Here is a 17143-nt window from a genome sequence, read left to right as displayed (position 1 = left end):
GTCTGCCGCGCCAGCGTCGTCATGACACCTCTCCCACCATCGCTGCCGGGGCAGCCTCGGACAGCTCGCCGGCCCAGGCGGCACGGAGCACGTGCTCGGCCGTCTCGGCGGTCAGCGCGACCGGGTTGTTCTGACTGAGCCGCTTCGCCTCCACGCCACGTGCGGCGGCCCAGGCGATGCGGTTCTCCGGGAAGCCGATGTCCGGCAGACGCGTCGGCAACCCGATATCCCGGAGGAACGTCTGCACCATCGCGGGCGCCCGATCGGCCGACGGCCGCTCCCCTGGCCCGGCCAGAGCCGCAGCGACCAAGGCCATCTCCGCCGGCCGTGCGGGCAGGTTCAGCTGCATGACGTAGGGCAGCAGCAGGCCAACGCCGACCCCGTGCGGGGTCTGGGTGAGGGCTCCGACCGGGTACTGCAGCGCATGCGCGGCAGAGGTCCCTGCCGTGCCGAAGGCGAGCCCGGCGAGCAGGGACCCGTACATCACCTGGGACCGCGCCTCCAGGTCATCTCCGTGGGCGACGGCCTGGGGCAGACCGGCGACGAGGTGGCCGACAGCCTCCCGCGCCAGCAGGTCGGTGAGAGCGCCGGACCCGATGAAGACACGGTCGAGCGAGATGCCCGGCACACCGGAACGACGTACTGCGGTCAGGGCCTCGACGGCGTGCGTGAGGGCGTCCGCACCGACTGCGGCAGTGAGCCCGGGAGGACAGCTGAGCGTCAGCTCGGGGTCGCACAGCGCCGTCGTCGGGATGAGGTGGGGGCTGGAGATCCCCACCTTCGACGTCAGAGACGGATCCGTCAGCACAGCGACCGGGGTCACCTCCGACCCGGTACCTGCCGTCGTCGGTACGGCGACAACCGGCAATGTCGGACCCGGCACGACGAATTCGCCATACAGCTCGGAAGCACTGACGCCGTGGGCCAGCACAGCAGCCACCACCTTGGCCAGGTCGATGCAACTCCCTCCGCCGATGGCCACGACGACGTCCGCACGGGCCACGTCCGCGCGCGAGACGGCCTCGTCAACCGAAGCGAGAGGCAGCTCAGGTACCACCTCGGAGTAGAGCTCGACCTGCACGCCAGCGGCGCGTAGGCAGTCCTGCATCTCCGCACCGTGGTCGGACGCGGCGACGAAGGGATCGGCCAGCACCAGAGCACGGCCCCCCAGCGAAGCGACGACCCGGCCCAACGACCTGCGCTGGCCAGGCCCGAAGACGATCTCGGCCGGGGACCGCAGCACCGCCAACATCAGGAGTTCCGCCTGGAAACCAGATCGAGCCAGGCGGTCAGTGGGCGTTCCATCACGACGTCTCCTATACGATACGATCTGATCGCAGTTTGATAGTTGGAGGCGGTAGCGTCAAGCCTGGACCGGAGTTGCTGAGACGATGGACGCTCCAATACGATCGCATCTTTGCCAGGAGGAGGGTCCATGACGTCACGTGACAGGGGCCGAGGCGAGGAGCGCCGTCGCGGTCTACCGATCGCCGACGAGGTCTACAACGAGATCCTCTCCAGCGTTCTGTTCTCGCGGGTGCAGGCAGGTGACCGCATCACCATCGACGCGGTGGCCCGTGAGTACAACGTCTCCCAGACGCCTGTCCGAGAGGCGCTGCACCGACTTCAAGCCGATGGCATCGTCGTGCGTCACCACCTCGCGGGCTATCGGGTCGCCCCCATGCTGACCCGCGAGCAGTTCGAGGACCTCGTGGAGCTCCGCCTGCTGCTCGAGCCAGCCGCGGCTCGACGGGCCGCCGAGCGCATGTCAGTGGAAGAGCTTGGCGAGTTGCGGGCGCTCAGCGCGGAGATGTCAACCGAAGCGCACCGCTCGACCGGCGAGCACGCCTACGCTCGCTTCTCCCAGCTGGACGCCCAGTTCCACGAGGCGGTGGCTCGTGGAGGCGGCAACCAGTTCGTACGAGAGTCGCTCACCCGTCTGCACACACACGTGCACCTGTTCCGGTTGGCGCACCAGACGTCGATCACCAGCGAGGCGATCGACGAGCATGAAGCCGTGATCGAGGCCATCGCCTCGCGCGCCCCGGATGCAGCAGCGTTCGCCATGCGTCAACATCTCGAGGCGTCGGCACGCCGCTTCCGCGCCGCCTTCGACACCTGAGGCACCAGCCGTCGTCGACCCCCGGTCAGCCGGGGTGGACGTCCGGGTTCAAGGCAGTGACGGTTCATCTCGAACCAGAGACAGCACTGAGGGCCGCCTCGAAGGCCGCCAGCGCCGGCGCCCCGCGGAGCACGAAGGTGACCGTGGTGACGTCGGTGCTCGCCGCGGCGACGGTGCCGACCGCGATCCGGGCGGCGTCGTCCATCGGCCAGCCGTAGATGCCGGCGCTGATCGCGGGGAACGCGACGGTCCGCGCGCCGAGCTCGTCGGCCACCCGCAACGACTCGCGGTAGCAGGAGGCCAGCTGGTCGCTGTGGTCGATCGTCCTCGCCCACACCGGCCCGACGGTGTGGATGACCCAGCGCGCCGGCAGATCACCGGCGGTGGTGGCGACCGCCTGCCCGGTGGGCAGCCCGTCGGGCAGCGTCGTTCCCCGCAGCCGCCGGCACTCGGCCAGGATGCTCGGCCCGCCGGCCCGGTGGATGGCGCCGTCCACGCCACCGCCACCCAGCAGGGAGTGGTTGGCGGCGTTGACCAGCGCGTCGGCGCGGAACCGCGTGAGGTCGCCCTCGACCAGCTCGATCTCGGTCATGCCCCGACGCTACCGACGCCGCCGGACCCCACTCCTGGCGCCCCGACCCAGCCCCCTGAGCCAGTCCCACCCCAGCGCCTGAGCCTGTCGAAGGCGAGCGCCCCGCGACAAGCCACCAGGATCTCGCTCCACCGTCACCCGTCCACCCGACGTGCGCCCAGGCAGCACGCGGGCACGCGACCGTCCGCATCCCCACCCTGGAGCAGGATCCCGGTCAGACCGGCGGCACCCCGTGCCGGCGCTCGGTGAAGCGGCGCCCGCGGGTGGCGGCCGCGGCGAACCGGGCGACCAGCTCGGTGCGCAGGTCGGCCGGTTCGACCACGGCGTCGATGACGAGGTCGGCCGCCAGCCGCAGCACGTCGATGTCGGCCTCGTAGGCCGCACGCAGGTCGGCGACCAGCGCCGTCCGCTCGGTCTCGTCGGTCAGCGCGTTGATCCGGTTGGCGTAGACGGCGTTGACCGCCGCCTCGGGCCCCATCACCGCGATCCGGGCGGTGGGCAGCGCCAGGCATGCGTCGGGGTCGAAGCCGGGGCCGCACATCGCGTACAGGCCGGCCCCGTAGGCCTTGCGGACGACCACCGAGATCTTCGGCACCGTCGCCTCGGCCACCGCGGTGACCATCTTGGCGCCGTGCCGGATGATCCCCTGCCGCTCCACCGCCGAGCCGATCATGAAACCCGGCACGTCGGCGAGGAACAGCAGCGGGATGTTGAAGGCGTCGCACAGCCAGATGAAGCGGGCCGCCTTGTCGGCAGAGTCGACGAACAGCACCCCGCCCTTGACCGCCGGCTGGTTGGCCACCACCCCGACCGGGTGCCCGTCGAGCAGTCCGAGCCCGACCACCAGCTCGGGGGCGAACAGCCGTTTCACCTCGAGGAAGGAGTCGGCGTCGAGGACGCCGTCGACGACGGTGCGGATGTCGTAGCCCCGCGACTCCTCCACCGGCACCGTGTCGTCGGTGAGCCGGCGGGCCGGCGGCGCCGGCTCCTGCACCGGCGGGTCCTCCCGCCAGCAGCGGGGGAAGTAGGAGAACCACTCCCGGGCCTGGGCGATCGCGTCGGCGTCGTCGACGGCCAGCTGGTCGCCGCAGCCCGACACCTCGGCGTGCATCCGCGCCCCGCCCATCTCGGCCAGGCTGACCCGCTCCCCCACCACCATCTCGGCCATCCGGGGCGATCCGAGGTACATCGAGGCGTTCTGCTCGACCATGATGACGACGTCGCAGAAGGACGGGATGTAGGCCCCGCCGGCGGCCGAGGGCCCGAAGAGGCAGCACACCTGGGGGACGCGCCCGGACAGCGCGACCTGGTTGCGGAAGATCCGGCCCGCGCCGCGGCGTCCGGGGAAGATGTCGACCTGCTCGGTGATCCGGGCGCCGGCGGAGTCGATCAGCCAGAACACCGGCAGCTCGTCGCGCAGCGCCACCTCGGTGACCCGCACCATCTTCTCCGCCGTGCGCGCACCCCAGGAGCCGGCCTTCACCGAGGGGTCGTTGGCCACCACCAGCACCGGACGCCCGTCCACCAGCCCGCGGCCGGTGACCACCCCGTCGGCGGGGTAGCCGGGCTCCAACGCGTGCGCCAGCCGGCCGTCCTCGACGAAGCTGTCCTCGTCGAGCAGCAGGTCGACCCGCTCCCGTGCCGACAGCTTGTGCTGGGCGGCCAGCTTCACCGCCGCCTGCTCGGTCGGCACCCGGGCGGCCTCGTCCGCCGCCCGCACCCGCTCCCGCGCTGACTCATCTCCTGGAACGGGTCGGTCGCTGCTTGTCATCGCTGCAGCAGCCCCAGGCCCCGGGCCAGCACCATGCGTTGCACCTCCGAGGTCCCCTCCCCGATCTCCAGCACCTTGGCGTCGCGGTAGAGGCGGGCCACCGGGTACTCCTCCATGAAGCCGTAGCCGCCGAACACCTGGGTGGCGACCCGGGTGGCGGCAACCGCCCACTCGGTCACCTGCAGCTTGGCAACCGCAGCGGCCCGGGCGTAGGCGTCGGCCGGGACGCGCTCGCCGTGGGCGGCGGCGTCCTTCATCGCGGCGGCGGAGTAGACCAGCAGGTGCGCGGCCCGGCACCACGCGTCGAGGTCGGCGACCTGGAAGGCGATCCCCTGCCGGCTGCCGATCGGTGCGCCGAAGCTGGTGCGCTCGCGGGCGTAACCGGCGGCGAGGTCGCGGCAGGCCCGCAGGCAGCCCAGCGCGAGCGCCGCGATCGCCACCCTGCCGTCGTCGAGGACGGCGAGGAACTGGGCGAACCCGCGGCCCCGCTCCCCCAGCAGGTTCTCCGCCGGCACCGACACGTCGACCAGGGTGACCGGATGGGTGTCGCTGGCGTGCCAGCCCAGCTTGGCGTAGGCGGGCTCGACGGTCAGCCCCGGGGTGCCGGCGGGCACCAGGATGGTCGACACCTCAGGACGCCCGTCGTCGCGGACGCCGGTCCGGGCGGTCACGGTGACCAGCCGGGTCAGCTCGTGCCCGGAGTTGGTGATGAACTGCTTGCTCCCGTTGAGCACCCACCGGCCGTCGACGAGGTCGGCCCGGGTGCGGGTGGCGGCGGCGTCGGAGCCCGCCTCGGGCTCGGTCAGGCCGAACGCGGCCAGGGCGCGTCCGGCCATCAGGTCGGGTAGCCAGCGCTCCTGCTGGTCGCGGGTGCCGAAGGTGGCGACCGGGTTGATGCCGAGCCCCACCGCCGCCTCGACGGTGATGCCGAGCGACTGGTCGTGGCGCCCCAGCTCCTCGATCGCGATGCACAGGCTGGTGAAGTCGCCGATCCCGCCGAACTCCTCCGGACCGCCCAGGGCGAACACGCCGAGGTCGCCCAGCGCGGTGAGCACCGCGGCGGGGATGCGGTGCTCGGCGTCCCAGCGGGCGGCGTGCGGGCCGACCTCCCGGGCCGCGAAGTCGGCCACCACCCGGCGCAGCTCACGGTGGTCCTCGGTCATCCAGTCGAGCTCGTCCACGTCGCTCCGATCGTCGTCGATCGCGCCCGGCCGGTGGGCCGGACCTGGTGCCGGCCGCGGCCCCCGGCAGGGATGGCGCCGGACCGCGACGTGGCGCAGTTCACGCTAGCCGACCTCCCCCGTCGATTGGGCGGAGGTCGGGCGGGAGGCTCAGAACGTCCAGGAGCGCTTGGACATGCCGTACCAGAACCCGTCGACCGCGGTCCGGCCCGCCGGCGTCCCGGTGCTGCTGGCCGCGCCCATCGCGACGAACAGCGGGGCCAGGTGCTCGGTGGTCGGGTGGGCCAGCCCGGGGGCGGGCGCCCGGTGGGCGAAGTCGAGCAGCGTGTCGACGTCGCCGCCCTCGACGGCCTCGCGGGCCCAGTCGTCGAACTCCGCCGACACCGACGGCGGCGGCGCAGAGGCGGGCTGGCGGGGGTCGAACCAGGACAGGTTGTGGGTGGTGAACCCGGACCCGACGACCAGCGTGCCCTGGTCGCGCAGCGGGGCCAGAGCCCGGCCGAGCTCGAACAGCGCGGCCGGGTCGAGGGTGGGCATCGACAGCTGCTGCACCGGGATGTCGGCGTCGGGGAACATCTCCTTGAGCGGGACGTAGGCGCCGTGGTCGAGCCCGCGCTCCTGGTCGACGTGGACGTCGACGCCACCCAGCAGCGCCGACACCTCCGCGGCCAGCCCGGGGGCGGTGGGCGCGTCGTAGCGCACCTCGTAGTAGCGCCGCGGGAAGCCCCAGAAGTCGTAGGTGAGCTCGGCCCCGCGGGTGGAGGACATCGTCAGCGGCGCCTGCTCCCAGTGCGCGGAGACGATCAGCACCTGCCGCGGCCGGGGCAGCTCGCGCGACCAGGCGGCGAGCTCGGCGGTCCAGCGGGTGTCGTCGGCCAGCGGCGGCGCACCGTGGCTGAGGTAGAGGACCGGCATCGGGCTGGTGGTCATGCGCCCAGCGTACGCCACTAGTTGAAGCCTCAACTACTGCTGCTGGTCAACCGGGGAGCCGCACCCCTTAGACTGCCGGTCGCCCCGCGCGGAGCCGGTGCGGGTGAACCGAGGTGAGGAGTCCCAGGTGCCGATCAGCAAGGTGCTCGTCGCGAACCGCGGCGAGATCGCGGTGCGGATCATCCGGGCGGCTGCGGACGCCGGGCTGCGCAGCGTGGCCGTCTACGCCGACGCCGACGCCGACGCCCTGTTCGTGCAGCTGGCCGACGAGGCCTACGCCCTCGACGGCAGCACGCCGGCCGAGTCCTACCTCGACATCGCCAAGCTGCTCTCGGTCGCCGAGCGCTCCGGCGCCGACGCCGTCCACCCGGGCTACGGCTTCCTCGCCGAGAACGCCGCGTTCGCCTCGGCCGTGATCGAGGCCGGGCTGGTCTGGATCGGTCCTCCGCCGGCGGCGATCGACGCCCTCGGCGACAAGGTCAAGGCCCGCCACATCGCCGAGAAGGTGGGTGCGCCGCTGGTGCCCGGCACCCCCGACCCGGTCGCCGACGCCGACGAGGTGCTCGCCTTCGTCGACACCCACGGGCTGCCGATCGCCATCAAGGCGGCCTACGGCGGTGGCGGACGCGGGCTGAAGGTGGCCCGTAAGCGCTCCGAGGTCGCCGACCTGTTCGACTCCGCGGTCCGGGAGGCCGTCACCGCCTTCGGCCGCGGCGAGTGCTTCGTCGAGCGCTACCTGGACCAGCCGCGCCACGTCGAGACCCAGTGCCTGGCCGACGCCCACGGCAACGTGGTCGTCGTCTCCACCCGGGACTGCTCCCTGCAGCGGCGGCACCAGAAGCTGGTCGAGGAGGCCCCGGCGCCGTTCCTCAGCGAGGAGCAGGTCGAGCGGCTGTACACCTCGTCCAAGGCGATCCTGCGCGAGGCGGGCTACGTGGGTGCGGGTACCTGCGAGTTCCTCGTCGGCACCGACGGCACCATCTCCTTCCTCGAGGTCAACACCCGGCTGCAGGTCGAGCACCCGGTCTCGGAGGAGGTCACCGGGCTGGACCTGGTGCGCGAGCAGTTCCGGATCGCCGACGGTGAGGCGCTGGGCTACGACGACCCGGTGGCCCGCGGGCACTCCATCGAGTTCCGGCTCAACGCCGAGGACGCCGGCCGCGGGTTCATGCCGGCGCCGGGGACGCTGACCGAGTGGTTGCCGCCGTCGGGTCCGGGCGTCCGGGTGGACGAGGGCTACCGCACCGGGATGACCGTGCCGGGCAGCTTCGACTCGCTGGTGGCCAAGGTGGTCGTCACCGGGAGCGACCGGGAGCAGGCGCTGGCCCGGTCGCGGCGCGCGCTGGCCGAGATGCGGCTGGAGGGCATGCCGAGCGTGCTGCCGTTCCACCGCGCCGTGCTCGAGGACCCGGCCTTCACCGCCGCCGAGGGCGTCTTCGCCGTCCACACCCGCTGGATCGAGACCGAGTTCGCCAACACCATCGAGCCCTGGTCGGGCACGGCGGGCGAGCAGCCGGAGGCGCCGGAGACCACCACCGTGGTCGTCGAGGTCAACGGCAAGCGGGTCGAGGTCAAGGTGCCGGCGAGCCTGGGCGCGGCGACCGCCCCTGCCCGGCAGCCCAAGCCCGCGCGTCGGGCCCGCACCGCCTCGTCCACGCAGGCCGCCCCGACCGAGGCGCTCACCGCGCCGATGCAGGGCACCATCGTCAAGGTGGCGGTGGCCGACGGCGACACCGTGGCCGAGGGTGACACCGTGGTGGTGCTGGAGGCGATGAAGATGGAGCAGCCGCTGCTGGCCCACCGGCCCGGCGTGGTGCACGGGTTGAGCGCCGAGCTGGGGGCCACGGTGACCAACGGCTCGGTGATCTGCGAGATCCGGGACGCCGACTGACCCTCCGTGGTGGCCGAGTCAACGGCCGTGACTGATGATCTGCTGAGAATCGCCCGGTCCGTGACCTGCTGCTTGGGTCGTCGGGGAGGATGGAGCGCATGGAATACCTGGTCCTGATGCTCGTCTTCGGCGTGCTGATCGGCGGAGGGCTGTTCGCCGCCCGCCACTCGGCACGTCAGCGCGAGCGCGCCGAGCAGGCCGAGCTGGAGAACCAGCTCTCGGTCTCCAAGCGCGCCGCCGAGGAGGATGTGACCAAGTTCGGCGAGGAGCTGCAGCGACTCGACTCCGACGTCGCCGGGCACGCGCTGGACGAGCCGATGCAGCAGGACTACGCCCGCGCCCTCGACGCCTACGACGACTCCAAGACGTCCCTGGACGCGGTGACCCGGCCCGACGAGATCCGCCACGTCACCGAGATCCTCGAGGACGGGCGCTACGCGATCGCCTGCGTGAAGGCCCGGCTGGCCGGTGAGCCGCTGCCGCAGAAGCGTCCGCCGTGCTTTTTCAACCCCGCCCACGGCCCGTCCTCGCAGAACGTGGAGTGGGCCCCCGCCGGTGGCACCGCCCGTGAGGTGCCCGCCTGCCCGGCCGACGCGGAGCGTGTGCTCGCCGGCGCCGACCCCTACATCCGCACCGTCCAGCGCGGCGCCCAGCGGGTGCCCTACTGGGAGGGCGGCCCGGCCTACGCGCCGTGGGCGCAGGGCTACTACAGCTCCTGGCGCGGCAGCGACCTGCTGTCGGGTGTGCTGATCGGCTCGCTGCTCTTCGGCGGCGCCGGCAACATCTTCGGCGGCATCGGCGCCGGGATGGCCGGCATGGGCGAGGGCATGGGTGAGATGTTCGAGGGCGTCGGCGAGGGCTTCGAGGGCATCGGCGACGGCATCGGCGAGATGTTCGGCGACCTCTTCGACTGATCCTCCCGGCGGTCGCAGCCCGGGACGGAGCAGCCGCCGTCGCCGGTGACCGGCGGCGCGCTCAGCCGGTGGTGATCCGCTCGGGGCGGCTGTAGACGTTGCAGGAGCGCCCGCGCGAGAAGCCGACCACCGTCACCCCCGACTCTGCGGCGTGCTCGACCGCCAGCGAGGACGGCGCGGAGACGGCGGCCACCAGCGGGATCCCGGCGAGGTGCGCCTTCTGCACCAGCTCGAAGGACACCCGGCCCGACAGCTGCAGCGCGCACCCGCTGAGCGGCAGCATCCCCTCCCGCAGCGCCCAGCCGATGATCTTGTCCACCGCGTTGTGCCGGCCGACGTCCTCGCGCACGCAGAGCAGCTCCGACGACCTGTCCGGCCCGATCCGGAACAGCCCGGCCGCGTGCACCCCACCGGTGCGGTCGAACATCTGCTGGGCCTCCCGCAGCCGGTCGGTCCAGCCGAGCACCTCCGCCAGCGGCACGCGCACGGGGTCGGCGGCGACGTCGAAACGGGACAGCTTCGTGACGGCCTCCATCGACGCCGTCCCGCAGGCCCCGCAGGAGCTCGACGTGTACACCGCCCGCTCGGTCGATGCCGGACGCCGCACGCCGGGTGCCAGCCGGGCGTCCAGGTGGTTGAAGCTGCGGCTGCCGTCGGGGTCCACGCCGCCGCGGTAGCTCATCGTCGCCACCTCGGCGGCGTCCACGACGATCCCCTCGGCGTGCAGCAGCCCGAGCACGAGGTCGAAGTCGTGGCCCGGGGTGCGCATGGTCACCACCCACGGCTCCCCCGACAGCGCGATCTCCAGCGGCTGCTCGCCGGCCAGGGTGTCCGGGCCGGAGCGGTCCGTGCCGTCCAGGCTCAGCCGCCGGACCCGCCGTCTCGTCGTCGCCCGTACCACCCGTCCATCCTGCCAGCCTCCCTCCGACCGCCGCCGTGCCCGGTCCCGACCCGGTCGGCACGGCCGAAGGTGGGCTGCACCAGAATCGGGTACGCCTGCGGCCGGACGGCTGGTCCCAGGAGGAAGGTCCGTGATGCGCGACGACTCCCCGGTACCCGACGACCGGCCCGGGCCCGACGACCGGCTGGTGTCCGACGAGCGTCTGGCGCAGGCCCTTGCGGTCTACTGCGGAATGGTCGACCGGGTGGTCAGCGACCCGTCGCGGTGGCTCGGTCTCGACGAGGACCCGCCGCCGACCGCCGGGTTCCCGGCCCGGGTGCTGGACGCCCTGCGCGACCGCACCCTCGGCGACGTCACCCCGGCCTCACCGCGGTGGTCCGAGCTGCCGGTCGAGCGACGGGTGCGGTGGTGGGTGATCCGGATCGGCGTCAGCGCCGGGCTGGCGGCCGCGGCACCCCGGGTGGCCGGGGCGCTCGCCGACCGGGTGCCGCTGCAGGCCGCGCTCGGGGCCGCCGCGTCCGGTCTGGCGGTCTGCGCCACCGCCCGCGAGCACGGCCGGACCGACCCAGCGGAGTGGGTGCCGCTGCTCGGGCGGGTGCTCTTCGACCGCGACCTCACCGCCGACCGGACCGAGGTGCCGGACACCGCCGAGTCCGAGCAGCGCCTCGGTCCCGACGCCGTGGACGAGGACGCGGGCCTGGCCCGGCGCCTGGGCCGCGGGGCGCGTCGGGCCGCCGGCACGGTGTGGCGGCTGGCCCGGACGCTGTGGGAGCTGCAGAGCCTGTTCGACGAGCGCCCGCGGGGCCCGTTCCTGGCCCGCGCGATCGCGAAGGTCCCGGTGGTCGGGCTGGCCGGTGGCTGGGTGGACGAGCGCGGCGGCGTCCGGCGCGCGGCGACCGAGACCACCCGGCTGCTGGGCGCCGCCGGCACCTGACGCGTCCCCGCGCGCGGGTGTCTCAGTCGACGACGGGGGTGATCGCTCCGCGGTGCAGCCGGCGCGCGGCCTCGGCCAGCGACCCCGACAGCGAGGGGTAGACGGTGAAGTCGCCGGCGAACTCGTCCACGGTGATCCGTTCGGCGACGGCGAGCGAGAGCGGGTGGATCAGCTCGCTGGCCGACGGCGCCACCACCACCCCGCCGACGATGATGCCGGTGCGGGGCAGGCAGAAGATCTTGACGAAGCCGTCCTCGATGCCCTGCATCTTGGCCCGGGCGTTCCCGCGCAGCGGCAGGGTGACCGCCTTCGCGTCGAGGACGCCGCCGTCGACGTCCTGCTGGGAGACCCCGACCGTGGCGATCTCGGGGGCGGTGAAGACGTTGGCGGCGACGGTGTTGAGGTCGAGCGGGGCGACGGCGTCACCGAGGGTGTGCCACATCGCGATCCGGCCCTGCATGGCCGCCACCGAGGCCAGCGGCAGCACCCCGGTGCAGTCCCCGGCGGCGTAGACGCCGCGCGCGGAGGTGCGGGACACCTTGTCGACGGTGATGTGGCCGGAGTCGGTCAGCGCCACCCCGGCCTCCTCCAGCCCCATGTCGGTGGTGTTGGGGATGGAGCCGACCGCCATCAGCACGTGCGAGGCCTCGATGACGCGGCCGTCGGTGAGCTCCACCTCGACCCCGTCGCCGACCCGCCGGGCGGCGGCCGCCCGGGAGCGGGCCATGATCGTCATCCCGCGGCGCTCCAGCACCTCCTGCAGGACGCGGGCCGCGTCGGGGTCCTCGCCGGGCAGCACCTGGTCGCGGGAGCTGACCAGCACGACGTCGACGCCGAGGGCGTGGTAGGCGCTGGCGAACTCGGCCCCGGTGACCCCCGAGCCGACCACGACCAGCCGCTCGGGCAGCTCCTCCAGGTGGTAGAGCTGCTGCCAGGTGAGGATCCGCTCGCCGTCGGGCTGGGCGTCGGGCAGCCGGCGCGGGTGCGTCCCGGTGGCGACGAGGATGGCGTCGGCCTCGAAGCTGCGCTCGCCGTCGGAGGTCTCGGCGACCACCCGGCGGGTGCCGTCCAGGCGTCCCCGGCCGCGGACGACGTCCACGTGCTCGCGCGCGAGGCGCTCGGTGATGTCGCTGGACTGCTTGGCCGCCAGCCCCAGCACCCGGGAGTTCACCGCCGCGAGGTCGACCGAGACGAGGGAGTCGATGGTGGCCGGGTCGCCGTCGGCGCCGCCCACCCGGAGGCCGAGCTCCTCCGAGCCCTGGATGATCGTCATCACCTCGGCGGTGGCGATCAGCGTCTTGGACGGGACGCAGTCGGTGAGGACGGCCGCGCCCCCGACGCCCGCGTCCTCGATCAGGGTCACCTCCCCGCCGAGCTGGCTGCCCACCAGGGCCGCCTCGTACCCAGCCGGTCCGCCGCCGATGATCACCACACGAGTCACGCCGCCCATCCTGTCACGCCGACCATCCCCGGCCGTCCGTCCGGCGGGCCCGCCCGACCGCCGCGGCCAGCGCGTCGAGCACCTCCACCGTCTGCTCCCAGCCCAGGCAGGCGTCGGTCACGCTCTGCCCCCGGACCAGGGCGGACGGGCCGACGGCGACGTCCAGCGGCTGGCGTCCCTCCACCAGGAAGCTCTCCAGCATCACCCCGGCCACCGGTCCCCCGGCGGCCACCTGCTCGGCCACGTCGGCGGCCACTCCCGGCTGCCGGCGGTGGTCCTTGCCGCTGTTGGCGTGGCTGGCGTCCACCAGCACCCGCGGGTTCAGCCCGGCGGCGGCCATCCCGTCCGAGGCGGCCTGCACGTGCTCGCGGGAGTGGTTGGGCCCGCTCGCCCCGCCGCGCAGCACCAGGTGCGTGTCGGTGTTGCCGGTGGTGCGGACCAGCGCCGCCCGCCCCTCGGCGTCGATGCCGAGGAAGGTCTGGGCCGCCGCGGCCGCGCGGCAGCCGTCCACCGCCACCTGCAGCCCGCCGTCGGTGCCGTTCTTGATGCCCACCGGCATCGACAGCCCGGACACCAGCTGGCGGTGGATCTGGCTCTCGGCGGTGCGCGCCCCGATGGCCCCCCAGGTCACCAGGTCGGCCAGGTACTGCGGGGTGATCGGCTCGAGGAACTCCGTCGCGCAGGCCAGCCCGAGCGCGTTGACGTCGAGCAGGAACCGGCGGGCGGTCCGCAGCCCGGTGCCGATGTCGTGGCTGCCGTCGAGGTGCGGGTCGTTGACCAGGCCCTTCCAGCCCACGGTGGTGCGCGGCTTCTCGAAGTAGGTGCGCATCACCACCAGCAGGTCCGGCTCCAGCCGGCGGGCCTCGGCGGCCAGCCGCCCGGCGTACTCCAGCCCGGCGTCGGGGTCGTGGATCGAGCAGGGTCCGACGACGACGAGCAGGCGGTCGTCGACACCGTCGAGGACCGCCCGGACCGCGTCGCGGGAGCGTCGGACGGAGTCGGCGACGGGGTCGCCCGGCGCCTCCTCGAACAGCGTGGCCGGGCTCGGCAGTGGTTCGGTCCCGACGACGCGGACGTCGGCGGTCGGCGGCCCGGCGGTGGCGCCGGGGGCGGTCGTGGTGGTCACGGGAGGGCTCCTGGGATCGGGGGCGGGCCCTCGTCCAGAGCCCGCCGGGAACGGCGAAGGGCAGGGACGTCGTCCCTGCCCCGTCGGCTCTGGAAGGTTCGTGGTGGCGCGTCTACCCGGCCGCAGGCCCCTCCGGAGCCGACGTCAGATAGCCGAACCATCGTGCGAACACGAGCGGCAGCCTACACCGACGACGCCCGGGGGTGCACGGTGAGAGACTGCGCGGGTGACCGACGACCCGAAGGCGCTCGCCGCCGACGCCGCCCGCGCCCTGCTCACCGCCGCCTCGCTGGAGTCGGTCGACCTGGCCCTGGTGCTGGGCTCGGGCTGGTCGGCGGCCGCCGACCGGCTGGGTGAGGAGCTGTCCACGGTGCCGCTGGCCGACCTGCCCGGGTTCACCGCCCCCACCGTCGCCGGCCACGGGGGGCAGCTGCGGGTGGTCCGCACGCCGAACGCCAAGGTGGCCGCCGTCTTCACCGGCCGGCACCACTTCTACGAGCGGCGCGACGTCGACGCGGTGGTGCACGGGGTGCGGACCGCCGCGGCCGCCGGGGCGTCCACGCTGGTGCTGACCAACGGCTGCGGCGGGCTGAACCCGGCCTGGCCGCCGGGGACGCCGGTGCTGATCCGCGACCACATCAACCTCACCGGCACCACCCCGCTGCGGGGGGCCACCTTCATCGACATGACCGAGGCGTACGCGCGCCGGCTCCGCGAGCTGGCCCGCGGCGTCGCCCCCGAGCTCGACGAGGGCGTCTACGTGCAGTTCGGCGGCCCGCAGTACGAGACGCCGGCGGAGGTGCAGATGGCCCGCGTGCTCGGCGGCGACCTGGTCGGCATGTCGACCACCCTGGAGACGCTCGCGGCCCGCGAGGCCGGGCTGGAGGTGCTGGGCATCTCGCTGGTCACCAACGCCGCCGCCGGGACCACCGACGCGACGCTGGACCACTCCGAGGTCATCGAGGCCGGCCGGGACGCGGCCCCGCGGCTGGCCGAGCTGCTCACCGGTCTGGTGGCGGTGCTGTGAGCGCCCTGCCCGAGGAGCTGGCCGAGGCCGCCGCGCGCTGGCGGGCCGAGGACCCCGACCCGGCCACCGTCGCCGCCCTCGACCTGCTGCTGGCCCGGGCCGGGGAGGGCGAGGAGGCCGCGGCCGCCGAGCTCGCCGCCGCCTTCGCCGGTCCGCTGCAGTTCGGGACGGCCGGGCTGCGCGGCCCGCTCGGGCCCGGACCGGCGCGGATGAACCGGGTGGTGGTCACCCAGGCCGCCGCAGGGCTCGCGGCCTGGCTGGGAGAGCAGCCGGGCGCGCCCGGGGGGACGGTGCTGGTCGGCCACGACGCCCGCTACAACTCCGACGTCTTCGCCCGCGACACCGTCGAGGTGCTGGCCGGGGCCGGTTTCGACGCCGTGCTGGTGGACGTCCCGACCCCGACGCCGGTGATCGCCTTCGGTCTGCGTCACCTCGGCTGCGTGGCCGGGGTGGTGGTCACCGCCTCGCACAACCCGCCGCAGGACAACGGCTACAAGGTCTACCTCGGCGACGGTTCCCAGATCGTGCCACCGACCGACGCCGAGATCGCCGCCCACATCCGCACCGCGGCGGCCGCCCCGCTGGCCGACGTCGTCCGCTCGGCGGGGTACCGCACCGCCGACGACTCCCTGCTCGCGGCCTACGTGGCCCGGGCGGCCACCCTCGTCCCGGCCGGTGCGCCCCGGGAGGTGTCGTGGGTCTACACCCCGCTGCACGGCGTCGGCGCGGCGGTGGTGGACGCGGTGGTCGGCGCCATCGGCTTCACCCCCGGCCGGCCGGTGGCCCAGCAGGTGGAGCCCGACCCCGACTTCCCCACCGTCGCCTTCCCCAACCCCGAGGAGCCCGGCGCGATCGACCTGGCGCTGGCCGCGGCGCACCAGGAGGGCGCGGAGCTGGTGGTGGCCAACGACCCCGACGCCGACCGGTGCGCGGTGGCCGTCCCCGACGCCGGCGGTGAGGCGCCCGGCGGGTGGCGGATGCTGCGCGGGGACGAGCTCGGCGCGCTGCTGGCCGACGACGCGCTGCGCCGCGGCGCGTCCGGGGTGTACGCCCGCTCGGTGGTCTCCAGCACCCTGCTCGACCGGCTCGCCGAGGCCGCCGGGCAGCCGTCCACCACGACGCTGACCGGGTTCAAGTGGATCGGTCGGGTGCCCGGGCTGGCCTTCGGCTACGAGGAGGCGCTCGGCTACTGCTGCGACCCGGCCGCAGTGGCCGACAAGGACGGCATCACCGCGCTGGTGCGGGTGCTCGCGCTGGCCGCGTCGCTGCGCGCCGAGGGGCGCACGCTGACCGACCGGCTGGACGAGATCATGCGCACCTCCGGCCTGCACGCCACCGACCAGCTGTCGGTGCGCGTGACCGACATGGGTCAGATCGCCACCGCCATGCAGACACTGCGGGCCACTCCTCCGACGACCCTGCTCGGCGAGCCGACCCGGGTCCTCGACCTGGCCGCGGGCAGCGACGCGCTGCCGCCCACCGACGGCGTGCTCATCACCACCGACCGGGTGCAGGTGGTGACGCGCCCGTCGGGGACCGAGCCCAAGCTGAAGTGCTACCTCGAGGTGCGCCAGAGCCCGGAGGAGTCGACCGATCTGGCGGCGGCCCGCGTGCGGGCGGCGTCCCTGCTGGCCGAGCTGCGCGAGGAGATGGCCACCGCGCTCGGGCTGGTATGACCGGGAGCGGACGCACGCTGGTGCTGGTGGCCGGGGCGTCGGGCAGCGGCAAGTCGCGGCTGGCCCGGATGGCCGGGCGGCCGCTGGTGCGCCTGGACGACTTCTACCGCGACGGCGACGAGCCGGGACTGCCGCACACCCTCGGCATCGTCGACTGGGACGACCCCGGCTCCTGGCACCTCGAGGAGGCGGTGGACGCGCTGCGCACGCTCTGCCGGACCGGCACGGTCACCCTGCCCCGCTACGAGATCGCCGCCAACGCCCGGGTGGGCAGCCACGTCCTGACGCTGACCGACGACGGGTGCGTGGTGGCCGAGGGTGTCTTCGCCGCCGACGTGCTCGAGCCGGCGCGCGCGGCCGGCATGCACGTCCAGCCGCTGTGGCTCAACCGGCCGCGGACGCTGACCTTCCTGCTCCGGCTGCTCCGCGACCTGCGGGAGCGGCGCAAGCCGCCGCTGGTGCTGCTGCGCCGCGGGCTGGCGCTGTGGCGCTCCGAGCCGGCGATGCGCCGGCGGGCCCTCGCGCTGGGCTTCGAGCCGCTGGGCATGCGGGCGGCCGTCCGCCGCCTCGCCGGCGGTTCGACCGGTTGAGGCTCGGCCAGCGCGGACGGTCGGGGAATCGGTCCGGCGCCGGACCG

At 74.1% G+C, this 17143-nt stretch carries 15 protein-coding genes; 7 read left to right on the top strand and 8 right to left on the bottom strand.

Annotation, left to right across the window (positions count from 1 at the left end):
• Positions 1–19 precede the first annotated feature (19 nt).
• A complete protein-coding gene (locus tag DT076_RS13665; RefSeq protein WP_114127239.1) occupies positions 20–1252 on the bottom strand; it encodes an iron-containing alcohol dehydrogenase in 1233 nt (410 codons plus the stop codon).
• Positions 1253–1435: 183 nt separating this feature from the next.
• On the opposite strand from DT076_RS13665, the gene DT076_RS13660 reads away from it, so the two are divergent.
• Complete coding sequence (locus tag DT076_RS13660) at positions 1436–2122, top strand: GntR family transcriptional regulator (protein WP_114127238.1); 687 nt, start codon at positions 1436–1438, stop codon at positions 2120–2122.
• A gap of 64 nt (positions 2123–2186) precedes the next feature.
• Here DT076_RS13660 and DT076_RS13655 read toward each other — a convergent pair whose 3' ends face one another.
• The 4 genes from DT076_RS13655 to DT076_RS13640 form a co-directional block, all read right to left on the bottom strand.
• On the bottom strand, positions 2187–2714 hold the full coding sequence (locus DT076_RS13655) for an O-acetyl-ADP-ribose deacetylase (RefSeq protein WP_114127237.1): 528 nt from the start codon (positions 2712–2714) through the stop codon (positions 2187–2189).
• A gap of 214 nt (positions 2715–2928) precedes the next feature.
• Entirely contained in the window at positions 2929–4485 is a 1557-nt protein-coding gene (locus tag DT076_RS13650; RefSeq protein ID WP_114127236.1) for an acyl-CoA carboxylase subunit beta, read from the bottom strand.
• Positions 4482–5666, bottom strand: coding sequence for an acyl-CoA dehydrogenase family protein (locus DT076_RS13645; RefSeq protein WP_325048372.1), 1185 nt, complete (start codon positions 5664–5666; stop codon positions 4482–4484). The genes DT076_RS13650 and DT076_RS13645 overlap by 4 nt, the downstream gene beginning before the upstream one ends.
• Positions 5667–5816: 150 nt before the next feature.
• A complete protein-coding gene (locus DT076_RS13640; protein ID WP_233493961.1) occupies positions 5817–6596 on the bottom strand; it encodes a dioxygenase family protein in 780 nt (259 codons plus the stop codon).
• Between the two features lie 127 nt (positions 6597–6723).
• Here DT076_RS13640 and DT076_RS13635 point away from each other — a divergent pair, with 127 nt between their 5' ends.
• On the top strand, positions 6724–8487 hold the full coding sequence (locus DT076_RS13635) for an acetyl/propionyl/methylcrotonyl-CoA carboxylase subunit alpha (protein WP_199539184.1): 1764 nt from the start codon (positions 6724–6726) through the stop codon (positions 8485–8487).
• A 98-nt stretch (positions 8488–8585) separates the two neighbouring features.
• Positions 8586–9401, top strand: coding sequence for a hypothetical protein (locus tag DT076_RS13630; RefSeq protein WP_114127235.1), 816 nt, complete (start codon positions 8586–8588; stop codon positions 9399–9401).
• A 61-nt stretch (positions 9402–9462) separates the two neighbouring features.
• On the opposite strand, the gene fdhD is transcribed toward DT076_RS13630, so the two are convergent.
• Entirely contained in the window at positions 9463–10302 is an 840-nt protein-coding gene (gene fdhD / locus DT076_RS13625) for a formate dehydrogenase accessory sulfurtransferase FdhD (RefSeq protein WP_114127234.1), read from the bottom strand.
• A gap of 133 nt (positions 10303–10435) precedes the next feature.
• Between fdhD and DT076_RS13620 the strand changes: the two genes are divergently transcribed.
• Positions 10436–11236 carry a hypothetical protein gene (locus DT076_RS13620; protein ID WP_147264148.1) on the top strand — a complete coding sequence of 267 codons (801 nt, stop codon included), beginning with the start codon at positions 10436–10438 and terminating at the stop codon, positions 11234–11236.
• A gap of 22 nt (positions 11237–11258) precedes the next feature.
• On the opposite strand, the gene DT076_RS13615 is transcribed toward DT076_RS13620, so the two are convergent.
• Positions 11259–12677 carry an NAD(P)H-quinone dehydrogenase gene (locus DT076_RS13615; protein WP_199539183.1) on the bottom strand — a complete coding sequence of 473 codons (1419 nt, stop codon included), beginning with the start codon at positions 12675–12677 and terminating at the stop codon, positions 11259–11261.
• A gap of 13 nt (positions 12678–12690) precedes the next feature.
• Positions 12691–13803: a 3-deoxy-7-phosphoheptulonate synthase gene (locus DT076_RS13610; RefSeq protein ID WP_114127231.1), complete on the bottom strand. Its 1113-nt coding sequence runs from the start codon at positions 13801–13803 to the stop codon at positions 12691–12693.
• Positions 13804–14029: 226 nt separating this feature from the next.
• Here DT076_RS13610 and DT076_RS13605 point away from each other — a divergent pair, with 226 nt between their 5' ends.
• The 3 genes from DT076_RS13605 to DT076_RS13595 are packed head-to-tail and all read left to right on the top strand — an operon-like array spanning position 14030 to position 17096.
• Positions 14030–14830, top strand: coding sequence for a purine-nucleoside phosphorylase (locus DT076_RS13605; protein WP_114127230.1), 801 nt, complete (start codon positions 14030–14032; stop codon positions 14828–14830).
• On the top strand, positions 14827–16506 hold the full coding sequence (locus DT076_RS13600) for a phospho-sugar mutase (RefSeq protein WP_233493960.1): 1680 nt from the start codon (positions 14827–14829) through the stop codon (positions 16504–16506). The genes DT076_RS13605 and DT076_RS13600 overlap by 4 nt, the downstream gene beginning before the upstream one ends.
• Entirely contained in the window at positions 16503–17096 is a 594-nt protein-coding gene (locus tag DT076_RS13595) for a uridine kinase (RefSeq protein WP_407642733.1), read from the top strand. The genes DT076_RS13600 and DT076_RS13595 overlap by 4 nt, the downstream gene beginning before the upstream one ends.
• Positions 17097–17143: the final 47 nt, after the last annotated feature.

Origin of the sequence: Desertihabitans brevis (assembly GCF_003327535.1) — a bacterium.
In the GTDB taxonomy this organism is placed as follows: Bacteria; Actinomycetota; Actinomycetes; order Propionibacteriales; family Propionibacteriaceae; genus Desertihabitans; species Desertihabitans brevis.
This window is presented reverse-complemented; position numbering and strand designations above follow the sequence as displayed.